Genomic DNA, 11,196 nt, shown 5'->3' on the forward strand with positions numbered 1-11,196 from the left:
CGACACCCCTGCTCCCCTGAAGGCTCTTCCATGCACGCCACCCCCCTCATCGACGCGACCCCCGGCGTCGTCCTCGAGCGCGACGGCTCCGTCGCCCGGATCACCCTCAACCGCCCCGACGCCCTCAACGCGATCGACCTCGGCACCGCGCGACTGCTGCTGAGCACCGTCGCCGACCTCGACGCCGACGCCGGCTGCTCCGTCATCGTGATCGCCGCGGCCGGCCGCGCGTTCTGCACGGGCGGCGACATCTCGGCGATCATGGGGTCCGAGCACCCGGACCACTACCTGCGCGACGTCGCGACCACGACCGCCCAGGTCATCCGCCTGCTCGAGGACAGCCGCGCCGTCGTCGTCTGCGCGATCGACGGCATGGTCGCGGGCGCCGGCATCGCCTTCGCTCTGGCCGCCGACATCGTGATCGCGACTCCCGCCGCCCTCTTCCTCAGCGCGTACGGCGACGTCGGGCTCGTCCCGGACGTGGGGGTCACCGCCGCACTCCCCCGCGTCGTCGGCCGCCGCCGCGCGCTGGACTTCGTGCTGTCCGGCCGCCCGGTCCGCGCGGCCGAGGCGCTGGAGTGGCAGCTCGTGACCGAGGTCGTGCCGCGCGCCGACCTCGCCGGCCGCGTCGACGAGCGGGTGCGCGCCCTGGCGGCGAAGCCGGCGCACGTCGCGTCCGCCGCCCGCCGCCTCCTGCGCACCGACCCGCTCGACCGCGCCGAGCGCATCGTCGAGGAGACGGACACCCTGGTCGAGTTCCTGGCGGTCCCCGCCACGCGCACGCTCCTGGACGCCGAGCACGAGCGCCAGGCCCGCCGCGCCGCCCGGGCGACCGCTTCGCTCTGACCCGGCGCGAGCGTCCTCGACGATGCTCCGGCCCCGGGCCGGGCGGACGTCCGCCCGGCGGCCCACGGATCGGCCGGGCATTCTCCTCCGATCTCGGCTACGGTGGTCCCCGCGAAGGGGAGTAGTTCCCACCGTCCGCCGAGCGGACGACGAGGCGCGTCGACATGCTGGTCCGGGACGATCCGGGCCCGGCGCTCCACCCCGGCTCCGGCCGGGGCGAACGAGACCTTCGGTCAGTCGACGCACGTCCTGACCGGTCCTCTCGCGCGGGTCGGCGGACCTGAGCCAGGAGATCGCATGGCGACCACCGCCCCCACCCCCAGTCCCGCCCAGGTGCGCCGCTGGCGCCGCTACCTCGCCGACGAGCTCGCCGAGGCCTCCGTGTACCGCGACCTCGCCGGCCGCCGCTCCGGCGAGGAGCGGGAGATCCTGCTCGCGCTCGCCGTGGCCGAGGGCCGCCACGAGGAGCACTGGCGCGAGCTCCTCGGCTCCGCGGCGGAGCCCGCGCCCCGCCCGGACCTCCGCACGCGCTTCCTGGGCTTCCTCACCCGCCGCTTCGGCTCCGTGTTCGTCCTCGCCCTGATCCAGCGCGCCGAGGCCCGCTCCCCCTACGCCGACGACGACGACGCCACCGAGGCGATGGCCGCCGACGAGCGGATCCACGGCGAGGTCGTCCGCGGGCTCGCCGAGCGCGGTCGCAACCGCCTCTCCGGGACGTTCCGCGCGGCGGTCTTCGGAGCGAACGACGGCCTGGTCTCGAACCTCGCCCTCGTGCTCGGAGTGGGGGCGAGCGGAGTCGGGACTGGCGTCGTCCTGTTCACGGGCATCGCGGGCCTGCTCGCCGGCGCCCTCTCGATGGGCGCGGGCGAGTTCGTCTCGGTGCGCTCGCAGCGCGAGCTGCTCTCGGCCTCCAGCCCGGACCTCGACGCGAACCGCATCGTCCCCGATCTGGACGTCGACGCGAACGAGCTCGCCCTGGTCTACCGCGCTCGCGGGATGACCCAGGAGCAGGCCGACGCGCGTGCCTCCTCCGTCTTCACGGGCCTGCGCGGCGGCGCCGTCACCTCCCCCATCACGCTGGGCGGTCCCGCAGGAGACCCCGACGTCGACGAGCACGAGTCGATCGGCACGGGCATGGGCGCGGCGCTGTCGAGCTTCTGCTTCTTCGCCTCGGGCGCGATCATCCCGGTGCTCCCCTACCTGCTCGGCCTGACGGGGCTCACCGCGGTGGTCGTCGCCTGCGTGCTCGTGGGCATCGCCCTGCTCGCCACCGGCGCGGTCGTCGGGCTGCTCTCGGGCGCCCCGCCGCTGGCCCGGGCGCTGCGCCAGCTCGGGATCGGCTACGGCGCGGCCCTGGTGACCTACCTCCTCGGCCTGCTCTTCGGCGCGTCCGGAGTCTGAGCCTCGGCCTCGAGGAGCTGCGCGGACTCGCGCGGCTCCTCGGCGCGGGGCCGCACGACGACGCCGCGCCACCGCAGCGCCGCCACTCCGACCGCCAGCAGCAGCGACGCCGGCAGGCAGCCCAGCAGGGGGATGCAGGAGTAGTAGAGGAGCTGCCGCTGGATCCACGCGGGCGAGGGCACGTCGGAGTCGCCGTAGTAGGGCGGAGGCGGCGAGGAGTAGCCGGTGTAGAGGAGCGCGAGGCCGATCAGGGTCCCCGCGAGGCCGGCGAGCAGGAGCACGAGGAGCCACGGGTTCCGCAGCAGGGGCGCCTCGCGCACGGGCTCGGCGGGAGCAGCGGGAGCGGGGTCGGCGGCCGGCTCCGGCAGGGGTGCGGGCGCGGTCTCGGCGCCGAGGCGGTGCGACCGCCGGCCCTCGGCGGCTCCGGCGATGTCGGGCAGTGCCATGATGCGGCGCGGTCCGGGCACGGACGAGGAGCCGGGGCGGACCTCGCGCGACTCCGGGAGCGCGGAACGAGCGGCGGCTCCGGACGTGGCGGCGGGAGCGCCGGGGGCGGCACCCGTGCCGGGCCTCGCGAACGCCCGCTCGTCGCCTCTCAGACGCTCCACCGGTCCCGAGAACCCGCGCTGGAAGGCCGGGTCGTAGCGCGGGTCGACCCGTTCGTCGTCGTCAGTCATTTTCGTGACCCGTCATCGTCGTCCCCGGTCATCGTCGACCTCCGGCTCGTGGGAGAGGATCCCGCGCAGCCAGTCGCGGGCCTCGAGGAACACCTCGTCGTCGTAGCGTCGCACGGAGGTGACCGGGCGGCGGTCAGCGCGCGGATACGAGCCGAGGAAGATCACCTTCGGGCTGAAGCGCCGCAGCCCCATCAGCGCGTCGGCGACCCGCTCGTCCTGGACGTGCCCGTCGAGGTCGATGACGAACCGGTACCGGCCGAGGGCGTCGCCGATCGGCCGCGACTGGATCATGCTCAGGTTCACCCCGCGGGTCGCGAACTGCTCGAGCATGTCGAGCAGGGCGCCCGGCTGGTCGGCCGGGAGCTCGGCGATCACGCTGGTCTTGTCGGCGCCGGTCGGCTCGGGCAGCGCGTGCGAGCGCGAGACGTGCACGAAGCGCGTGACGGCGTTCGGGTTGTCGCCGATCCGCTCCGCCAGCACCGCGACGTCGTGGTGGGCGACGATCCCGGGAGGGGCGATGGCCGCGTCCGCGGGAGATCCGCCCAGCAGGTCGACGGTGGCCTGGACGTTGCTGGAGGCGGGCAGGTGCTCGTGGCTGGGGATCTCGCGGTCGAGCCACACCCGGCACTGTCCGTAGGCCACGGGGTGCGCGGCGACGGTGCGCACCTCCTCGAGGCTCGTCCCCGGGCGGCCGACCAGGATGAACGACACCGGCACCAGGTACTCGCCGACGATGCGCAGCCCCGGGATCCGCGCCAGCGCGTCCTGCGCGGCCGTCACTCCGCCCTCGACCGAGTTCTCGATCGCGATCACCGCGCCGTCGCTGCGGCCGGTGACCAGATCGCTCAGCGCCTCCCCCACGTTCGCGACGCTGCGCCACAGCTGTCCGCGCGCCTCCGGGACCTGCGCGAGGGCCGCCTCCGTGAACGTGCCGCTGGGCCCGAGATAGCTGTAGGCACGGGTCTCGGGGGCGCTGTCGGGCATGGCGCAAGCCTAGCCAGCCGCGGTACCCCTGGAGGGGGCCGGACTGCCACTATGGACCGCATGACCGATCGCGCAGGGAAGCCGGCACAGGCCTCCGATCTCATCGACGTCGAGGCCCTCGTGAGGGCGTACTACGAGAAGAAGCCGGACGTCTCCGACCCGGCTCAGAAGGTGGTGTTCGGCACCTCGGGCCACCGCGGATCCTCGTTCGACACGGCCTTCAACGAGGACCACATCGCCGCCGTCACCCAGGCGATCGTCGAGTACCGGACCGAGCAGGGCATCACCGGCCCGCTGTTCATCGGCGCCGACACGCACGGGCTCTCCCGCCCGGCCCTCACCACCGCGCTCGAGGTCCTGGTGGGCAACCAGGTCCGCGTGCTCGTGGACGAGTTCGACGACTTCGTGCCGACCCCGGCGCTCAGCCACGCGATCCTCCGCTACAACAACGACCCCGCGCACACCGACCGGGCCGACGGCATCGTGGTGACCCCCTCGCACAACCCGCCCCGCGACGGCGGCTTCAAGTACAACCCGCCGCACGGCGGCCCCGCCGACTCCGACGCGACGACCTGGATCGCCGACCGGGCCAACGAGCTCATCGCCGACGGCAACCGCGGCGTGACCTCGGCCGAGCCCTCCGCGGTCGAGACCTACGACTACCGCACGCACTACGTCGCGGACCTGGCGAACATCATCGACCTCGACGCGATCCGGAAGGCCGGCGTGCGGATCGGGGCCGACCCCCTCGGCGGCGCCTCCGTGCACTACTGGCAGCTGATCGCCGAGATGCACGGCCTCGACCTGACCGTGGTGAACGGGGAGGTCGACCCGGCCTGGGGCTTCATGACCCTCGACTGGGACGGCAAGATCCGGATGGACCCGTCCTCCCCCAGCGCGATGGCCTCGGTGGTCGCGCGCGCCGGCGACTTCGACATCCTCACCGGCAACGACGCCGACGCGGACCGGCACGGCATCGTCACCCCCGACGGCGGGCTGATGAACCCCAACCACTACCTGGCCGTCGCGATCGACTACCTCTACCGCCACCGCACCGGCTGGCGCGAGGACGCGGCGATCGGCAAGACGCTGGTCTCCTCCTCGATCATCGACCGGGTCGCGGAGTCGCTGGGCCGGCGCCTCTGGGAGGTCCCGGTGGGCTTCAAGTGGTTCGTCCCCGGGCTGGTCGACGGCTCGGTCGGCTTCGGGGGCGAGGAGTCCGCGGGCGCCTCGTTCCTCCGCTTCGACGGCACCGTCTGGACCACCGACAAGGACGGCATCCTCCTCGCGCTGCTCGCCTCCGAGATCGTGGCGGTCACCGGGAAGAGCCCGTCGGCGCTCTACCGCGAGCTGACCGAGCGCTTCGGCGACCCGGTCTACGAGCGCGTGGACGCGGTGGCGACGAAGGCGCAGAAGGCGGCCCTCGGCAAGCTGGATGGCGACGCGATCGCGGCGACGGCCCTCGCCGGGTCCGAGATCACCGCGAAGCTCTCGAAGGCGCCCGGCAACGGCGCGGCCGTCGGAGGCGTCAAGGTCGTCACCGAGGACGCCTGGTTCGCTGCGCGTCCCTCCGGCACCGAGGACGTCTACAAGATCTACGCCGAGAGCTTCCGCGGCCTCGACCACCTGCACGAGGTCCAGGCCGAGGCGCGCACGATCGTGGACGCGGCGCTGAACTCCTAGCCGCTGCGCTCAGTCGCCCGAGAAGGCTCGTTCCCGACCAGGAGAACGAGCCTTCTCGGGCGACTCAGCGGCGGTGAGGAGGGGGCCGGCTACCAGCGCGGGTGGACGGTGGGGCGGAAGTGGGTGTCGTAGAGGGCGTTCACGGCCTCCATGAAGGCGGGGCCGAGGGGCGCGGCGGAGGCGGCGGCCGCGTTGGCGCGGGCCTGCTCGGGCGAGCGGGCGCCGGGGATCACCGAGGTGACGCCCTCCTGCTGGATGATCCAGGCGAGCGCTGCCGCCGCGGGGGCGAGGCCGTGGTCGTCGGCGAGGCGGGAGAACTCCTGCGCGGCCTCCACGCCAGTCGCGAAGTCGACGCCCGAGAAGGTCTCGCCGACGTCGAAGGCGGAGCCGTCGCGGTTGTAGCTGCGGTGGTCCTCCGGCGCGAACACGGTCTCGGTCGTGTAGCGGCCGCTGAGCAGGCCCGAGGCGAGCGGGACCCGCGCGAGGACGCCGACGCCGGCCTCGCGGGCGGCGGGCAGCACCTCGTCGAGCGGCTTGAGGCGGAACGCGTTCAGGATGATCTGGACGCTCGCGACGTTCGGGCGGGCGATGGCGGTCAGCGCCTCCTCCGTGCGCTCGACCGAGACGCCATAGGCGGCGATCGCGCCCTCGGCGACGAGGGTGTCGAGGGCGTCGTAGACGGCGTCGTCGGAGTAGACGGAGGTGGGCGGGCAGTGCAGCTGCACCAGATCGAGGGTGTCGACGCCGAGGTTGGCGCGCGAGCGGTCGGTCCAGGCGCGGAAGTTGTCGAGCACGTAGTTGGCGGGCATCTGCTCCGCGCGACGGCCCATCTTGGTGGCGACGAAGACCTGCGCGTCGGGGTGCGCCGCGCGGTAGGCGCCGATCGTCCGCTCGCTGCGGCCGTCGCCGTAGACGTCGGCGGTGTCGAAGAGGGTCACCCCCGACTCCACTGCGGCGTCGAGCACGGCGAGGGCGTCGGTCTCGGCGACATCCCCCCAGTCGGCACCGAGCTGCCAGGTTCCGAGGCCGACGACGGAGACGGGGGCGCCGGTGCGTCCGAGGATTCGAGTTTCCATGCCTCCACCGTAGGTGCGGCCGAGCCCGCGGCGGACCCCCTTGCGCGTGCTCTAACGTCGAGGGCATGCCCCTCCTCGTGCTCGGAAGCGCCAACCTCGACCACGTCCACCGGGTCGCCCGCATCCCCGCTCCCGGAGAGACGGTGCTCGCCCTCGACGCGAGCACCTTCCCGGGCGGCAAGGGCCTCAACCAGGCCGTCGCGGCCGCACGGACCGAGCCCGGCACCGTCTTCGTCACGAGCCTCGGACGCGACTCGGCGGGAGACCGGCTCGCCGCGGTCCTCGGCGAGGAGCCGCTGGAGCTGCGCGCCCGCCGCGGCGACGTCCGCACCGGCACCGCGCAGATCACCGTGGACGAGCGCGGGGAGAACGCGATCGTCGTCGACTCCGGAGCGAACGCCGCCCTGGTCGGGCTGACCGGAGAGGAGTCGGCCCTGGTGGCGGCGGCCGACGCCCTGCTCCTCCAGCTCGAGATCCCGACAGCGACGGTGACGGAGGCGGCCCGCGCCGCGCGCGCCGGCGGCACGGTGTCGATCCTGAACGCCGCCCCGATCGGACCGCTGCCGGAGGAGCTCCTGGCGGTGCTCGACGTGCTGATCGTCAACGAGCACGAGGCCCGCGAGCTCGCCGCCGATCGCGGCATCACCGCCGCCGACGACGACGCGCTCGCCGCTGCCCTCACCGCGCTGGTGCCGCTCGTGCTGGTCACCCTCGGCTCCGACGGCGTCGTCGTGGCGGTCCGCGACCGCGAGCCGGTGCGCACCCCGGCCTTCCGGGTGGAGGCCGTGGACACCACCGGCGCCGGCGACACCTTCTGCGGCGCCTTCTCGGCCCGGCTCGCCGCCACGGGAGCACGGCTCGACGATCCGGAGCAGCTGGTCGCCCTCACCCGCTGGGCGAGCGCGGCCGCGGCGATCTCGGTCACCCGCGCCGGAGCGGCGGTGTCCGCGCCGACGGCGGCCGAGACGATCGCGTTCCTCGCCGAGCGCGCCTGAGCGGGAAGCTCTTCGGGAGGCTCGCCTGAGCGGGAAGCTCCTCAGGGAGGACGGAGCGGACACCGACCGCGGGCGGCCCGCAGCACCGTCGCTCCGGTCGGCAGCGTGCACTCCGCAGGAGGGACGCACGGGACCGCCCGGCCCGGCTCCGCTCCTCGCGGCGAGGCGTCGCGGCCTGCGGACAGCCGCGCCCGCTCCCCGATCCGGCTAGTCGATCGCGGCGACCCGGACGGTCACCCGCGGCCGCAGCTCCGGGTGCACCCGGACGCACCACTCGCGCACCGCGGCTCCGATCGCGCGCGCCACGTCCGGCGCGGACGCCTCCGCGGTCACGCAGAGGTCGACGGCCACGGACACCTCGTCCCCCGCGACGCGGACCAGGACCGGATCGGCGAACGTGCCGCCGCTCGCGGTGCCCAGCGGCTCGACCACGATCCCGGTCGCGCTCAGCGTCGTCGCCGCATGCGCGAGCACGTCGCGCACCTCGGGCCTGGCCGGCATCAGGGTCGCGACGCCGTCCAGGGCACGCAGCTCCGCGGCGAGCGCGGACACCGGATCGACCGGGGCCGCCGCCTCGAGGCCGCTCACGACTCCTCCGTCCCGGGGACGTAGACGTCCTCCACGCGGACGTCGATCCTCGACACCCTCAGCTCGGTCTGGGTCAGCAGCCGCGAGTGCACGCGCTCGCGCACCTGCTGGGCCGCCTCGGCGATCGGCACCCCCCAGAAGACCGAGATCGTCAGCTCCACCACGACCTCCGCGCCCGGCTCGGCGATGTCGCCGACAAGGCGGCAGCGGCCGACCAGCACGCCGGCGACACTGTCGCCCGCCTCGCGCACGAGTCCGCGGACCGCTCCCTCGGTGATCGTGAGCGCCACGTCGGGCTGGACGCTCGCCAGCGGGATGTCGCGTCCGGCCCGCGACTCGCGGCGCACCTGGGTGAGGATCGAGCCGAACCAGCTCTCCTCCGGCGCGGGCAGGCGTGCGGCGTCGTCGTCGATGAGCGCGCCGGAGAGGGCGCGCACGCGCTCGAGGGCGCGCAGAGTGCGCCGGTGCTCCGGCGACTCCTCGATGGCGGGGTCGTACGGAGTGCGCCCGCGGTCGAGGTAGTCGCTCAGCTCGTCGATGCCGATGCCGTCGACCTCCTGCTCCGTCGCGTCCGCCTCCTGCTCGAGCGCGGGCGGCAGCACGACATCGTGCTCCCCCGCGCGCTCCGGCCCGCCGCCGGGACCCTGGTCCGCGTTCATCGCGTCTGCTCCCTCATCGCCAGTCCTCCATCGCCACGACCAGCGACTCGCGCGCGCGGGCGAGCTTGCCCCGCACGGCGGTCACCGTGAGACCGAGGTGATCGGCGATCTCGTTGTACGACTCCCCGCCGACCTCGCGCAGCACCCAGCACTGCCGCTGCGACTCCGGCAGCTCGGACAGGGCGTGCGCGAGAGCCCGCATGGCGTCGCTCTGCTCAGCGGCCTCGAACGGGCCGGGCTCTCGGGCCGGGGGATGCTCCACGGCGTCGACGTCGTCGGTCGGGCGGCGCTGGCGCAGCAGGTCGACGCTGGAGCGGCTGACGATCCGCATCATCCAGCTGCGCACGCTCGCCGGCTCCTTGAGCTGCGGGAGCTGCGCCCAGACCGTGATCAGCGCGTTCTGCACGGCGTCGGAGGCATCGGCCTGCGAGCCCGTGAGCCGCCAGGCGTAGGCGCGGAGGATCGACTGGTGCCGCTTGACGAGCACCTCGAAGGCGCGCACGTCGCCCTCGGCGGAGCGCTCGGCGAGCAGCGCGTCGCTCGCCGCTTCCAGTCCGGGCACGGCGCCTCCTCCCTCTCCGCTCACGCGGCCTCGGGCCGCCTCTCAGGTGACGCTCAGGAAAAAGTCCGCCGAGCACCGTGACGAACGCCGTCCGGGCTCCGTCTCACTCATGAAAGCACAGCCCGACCGGAATTCCGCCGGGCCTTCGACCCCGGTCTGCTCAGCAACGGCAGCCGATGAGACGTCCAGGAGACCTCATGAGCGACACCACGCGCACCCCCTCCACCACCCGCGTCGACAAGACCTCCGTCGACACGGTCACGAGCCTCGGCGGCTCGCGGACCTCCGGCACCGCCCAGGGCACCACGGTCATCGACGACAGCGTCGTGGCCAAGGTCGCCGGCATCGCGGCCCGTCAGGTGCCCGGCGTCTTCGCCCTCGGCAACAACGCCGCCCGTGCCTTCGGCGCGATCCGCCAGGCCGTCGGCGGCGCCGACCACGCCCAGGGCGTGAGTGTCGAGGTCGGCGAGACCCAGGTCGCGGCCGACGTGACCATCGTCGTCGAGTACCCCGTGCCGATGCAGAAGGTCGCCGACTCCGTCCGCGCCGCCGTCTCCGAGGCCATCACCGAGCTCGTCGGCATGGCCGTCTCCGAGATCAACGTCGCCGTCGTCGACGTGCACATCCCCGGCGACGACAAGGACGACGAGGCCACCGAGAGCCGCGTCCGATGAGCGACTTCCAGCGCCCCGCGCCCACCGCCCCCGGCGGCCGCAGCACCGTCCTCGGTGTCGTGGTCGGCGCGATCCTCGCCTTCGCGGCCCTGATGTTCGGCTTCTGGGGCTTCGTCCTCACCGCCCTCTTCATGGCCCTCGGCGTCGTGATCGCCCGCATCGCCGACGGCACCCTCGACGTGCGCAGCCTCGTGGACGTGTTCCGCGGCCGCACCACCTCCCGCTAGGAGCCCTCTGTGACCGCTCTCGACACGCGTCCCGCATCGCCGGTGGCGGGCACCGTCACCATCACCGTCCGCTCCATCGAGCGCGCCGCCGTGGCGATCGTCCACGAGGAGCTGGGCGTGGAGGTCTCCGCGATCCGCGTCCGCCTCTCCGACGACCGGGGCGGCCTCGCCCTGGCGGTGACCGCGCCGGTCGTCGTCGAGCCGGGCACCGCCCCGGCCGGCGGCTCCCTGCTCGAGCGCCTGCACGGCGACCGCACCCGCATCGCCTCCCGCATGGAGGCGCTGACCGGGCGCACCGTCAGCCGGATCGACATCCGGGTCACGGGCACCCGCACCCGAAGCACGAGGAGAGTCGCATGAGCCCCGCACCGTCGGCGCCCGACACCCGCTACAGCCGCTACCTCCGTCGCGAGACCCACAAGTCCCGCTCCGCCGCGCAGATCGTCGTCCTGGTGCTCATCGCCCTGGTCGCGGCCTACATCGGCACGGAGGCGGTGCTCGCGGTCCTCGGCGCCGCGCCCCTGCTCGCCGCACCGTCCGCCCTGCTGGGCGCGATCGTCGGAGTCGCGTCGCTGGCCAACCCCGCCCTCATCGGCGTGGCTGTCGGCGCGGGCATTCTCGCCCTGGTCCTGCTGGTGCTCGCACTGGCGCCCGGGGCCCGGGCCCGCCACACCGTGGACGACGACCGCCTCGCCGTGGTCGTGGACGACGGCGTGATCGCCTCCTCCTTGGCCCGCGCAGCCCGCACGGCCGCCCACTCCCGCCGCGAGGACACCCGCGCCTCGCTCGGGCGGCGCACCGCACTGGTCGAGGTGACCCCCGCC

The 11,196-nt window shown here is 74.1% G+C and carries 14 protein-coding genes; 8 read left to right on the forward strand and 6 right to left on the reverse strand.

The window, feature by feature from the left end; translation table 11 throughout:
• The first annotated feature begins 30 nt into the window (after positions 1-30).
• Together C5C27_RS04825 and C5C27_RS04830 are read left to right on the forward strand one after the other, a co-directional pair.
• A complete protein-coding gene (locus tag C5C27_RS04825) occupies positions 31-846 on the forward strand; it encodes an enoyl-CoA hydratase/isomerase family protein (protein WP_104238091.1) in 816 nt (271 codons plus the stop codon).
• Positions 847-1,143: 297 nt separating this feature from the next.
• Positions 1,144-2,247 carry a VIT1/CCC1 transporter family protein gene (locus C5C27_RS04830; RefSeq protein ID WP_104313765.1) on the forward strand — a complete coding sequence of 368 codons (1,104 nt, stop codon included), beginning with the start codon at positions 1,144-1,146 and terminating at the stop codon, positions 2,245-2,247.
• Here the strand turns inward: C5C27_RS04830 and C5C27_RS04835 are convergent.
• Positions 2,208-2,924, reverse strand: a complete 717-nt coding sequence (locus C5C27_RS04835) for a hypothetical protein (RefSeq protein ID WP_104313766.1) — start codon at positions 2,922-2,924, stop codon at positions 2,208-2,210. The two genes, C5C27_RS04830 and C5C27_RS04835, sit on opposite strands and share 40 nt — an antisense overlap.
• 12 nt (positions 2,925-2,936) lie before the next feature.
• Positions 2,937-3,908 carry a prephenate dehydratase gene (gene pheA / locus C5C27_RS04840; protein WP_104247578.1) on the reverse strand — a complete coding sequence of 324 codons (972 nt, stop codon included), beginning with the start codon at positions 3,906-3,908 and terminating at the stop codon, positions 2,937-2,939.
• 60 nt (positions 3,909-3,968) lie between these two features.
• Between pheA and pgm the strand changes: the two genes are divergently transcribed.
• Positions 3,969-5,591 (forward strand): phosphoglucomutase (alpha-D-glucose-1,6-bisphosphate-dependent), encoded by a 1,623-nt coding sequence (gene pgm / locus C5C27_RS04845; RefSeq protein ID WP_104313772.1) that lies wholly within the window; start codon positions 3,969-3,971, stop codon positions 5,589-5,591.
• Between the two features lie 89 nt (positions 5,592-5,680).
• Here pgm and C5C27_RS04850 read toward each other — a convergent pair whose 3' ends face one another.
• A complete protein-coding gene (locus tag C5C27_RS04850; protein ID WP_104238094.1) occupies positions 5,681-6,667 on the reverse strand; it encodes an aldo/keto reductase in 987 nt (328 codons plus the stop codon).
• A gap of 65 nt (positions 6,668-6,732) precedes the next feature.
• Between C5C27_RS04850 and C5C27_RS04855 the strand changes: the two genes are divergently transcribed.
• On the forward strand, positions 6,733-7,662 hold the full coding sequence (locus tag C5C27_RS04855; protein ID WP_104313767.1) for a ribokinase: 930 nt from the start codon (positions 6,733-6,735) through the stop codon (positions 7,660-7,662).
• 207 nt (positions 7,663-7,869) lie between these two features.
• On the opposite strand, the gene C5C27_RS04860 is transcribed toward C5C27_RS04855, so the two are convergent.
• The 3 genes from C5C27_RS04860 to C5C27_RS04870 are packed head-to-tail and all read right to left on the reverse strand — an operon-like array spanning position 7,870 to position 9,471.
• Positions 7,870-8,250, reverse strand: coding sequence for a hypothetical protein (locus C5C27_RS04860; RefSeq protein WP_104238096.1), 381 nt, complete (start codon positions 8,248-8,250; stop codon positions 7,870-7,872).
• On the reverse strand, positions 8,247-8,909 hold the full coding sequence (locus C5C27_RS04865; RefSeq protein WP_104313768.1) for an Asp23/Gls24 family envelope stress response protein: 663 nt from the start codon (positions 8,907-8,909) through the stop codon (positions 8,247-8,249). Before C5C27_RS04865 ends, C5C27_RS04860 begins: the two co-directional genes overlap by 4 nt.
• 13 nt (positions 8,910-8,922) lie before the next feature.
• A complete protein-coding gene (locus tag C5C27_RS04870) occupies positions 8,923-9,471 on the reverse strand; it encodes an RNA polymerase sigma factor (protein ID WP_104224956.1) in 549 nt (182 codons plus the stop codon).
• 197 nt (positions 9,472-9,668) lie between these two features.
• Here C5C27_RS04870 and C5C27_RS04875 point away from each other — a divergent pair, with 197 nt between their 5' ends.
• The 4 genes from C5C27_RS04875 to C5C27_RS04890 all read left to right on the forward strand — a co-directional run.
• Positions 9,669-10,145 (forward strand): Asp23/Gls24 family envelope stress response protein, encoded by a 477-nt coding sequence (locus C5C27_RS04875; RefSeq protein WP_104226785.1) that lies wholly within the window; start codon positions 9,669-9,671, stop codon positions 10,143-10,145.
• The gene (locus C5C27_RS04880; RefSeq protein WP_104224954.1) at positions 10,142-10,372 is read left to right on the forward strand and encodes a DUF2273 domain-containing protein; all 231 of its coding nucleotides are present in this window, start codon (positions 10,142-10,144) and stop codon (positions 10,370-10,372) included. Before C5C27_RS04875 ends, C5C27_RS04880 begins: the two co-directional genes overlap by 4 nt.
• A 9-nt stretch (positions 10,373-10,381) precedes the next feature.
• Positions 10,382-10,732: a hypothetical protein gene (locus tag C5C27_RS04885; protein ID WP_104224953.1), complete on the forward strand. Its 351-nt coding sequence runs from the start codon at positions 10,382-10,384 to the stop codon at positions 10,730-10,732.
• On the forward strand, positions 10,729-11,196 hold a 468-nt coding region (locus C5C27_RS04890; protein WP_104313769.1), incomplete at its 3' end, for a hypothetical protein. The genes C5C27_RS04885 and C5C27_RS04890, both read left to right, overlap by 4 nt.

Origin of the sequence: Rathayibacter sp. AY2B7 (assembly GCF_002931635.1) — a bacterium.
Classification (GTDB): domain Bacteria; phylum Actinomycetota; class Actinomycetes; order Actinomycetales; family Microbacteriaceae; genus Rathayibacter.

What these genes read in the sequence shown, in the direction of transcription:
- C5C27_RS04830 (WP_104313765.1), top strand. Translation starts at nt 1,144, where the DNA reads ATGGCGACCACCGCCCCCACCCCCAGTCCCGCCCAGGTGCGCCGCTGG.
- pheA (WP_104247578.1), bottom strand. Translation starts at nt 3,908, where the DNA reads ATGCCCGACAGCGCCCCCGAGACCCGTGCCTACAGCTATCTCGGGCCC.
- C5C27_RS04850 (WP_104238094.1), bottom strand. Translation starts at nt 6,667, where the DNA reads ATGGAAACTCGAATCCTCGGACGCACCGGCGCCCCCGTCTCCGTCGTC.
- C5C27_RS04825 (WP_104238091.1), top strand. Translation starts at nt 31, where the DNA reads ATGCACGCCACCCCCCTCATCGACGCGACCCCCGGCGTCGTCCTCGAG.
- C5C27_RS04865 (WP_104313768.1), bottom strand. Translation starts at nt 8,909, where the DNA reads ATGAACGCGGACCAGGGTCCCGGCGGCGGGCCGGAGCGCGCGGGGGAG.
- C5C27_RS04880 (WP_104224954.1), top strand. Translation starts at nt 10,142, where the DNA reads ATGAGCGACTTCCAGCGCCCCGCGCCCACCGCCCCCGGCGGCCGCAGC.
- C5C27_RS04855 (WP_104313767.1), top strand. Translation starts at nt 6,733, where the DNA reads ATGCCCCTCCTCGTGCTCGGAAGCGCCAACCTCGACCACGTCCACCGG.
- C5C27_RS04835 (WP_104313766.1), bottom strand. Translation starts at nt 2,924, where the DNA reads ATGACTGACGACGACGAACGGGTCGACCCGCGCTACGACCCGGCCTTC.
- C5C27_RS04875 (WP_104226785.1), top strand. Translation starts at nt 9,669, where the DNA reads ATGAGCGACACCACGCGCACCCCCTCCACCACCCGCGTCGACAAGACC.
- pgm (WP_104313772.1), top strand. Translation starts at nt 3,969, where the DNA reads ATGACCGATCGCGCAGGGAAGCCGGCACAGGCCTCCGATCTCATCGAC.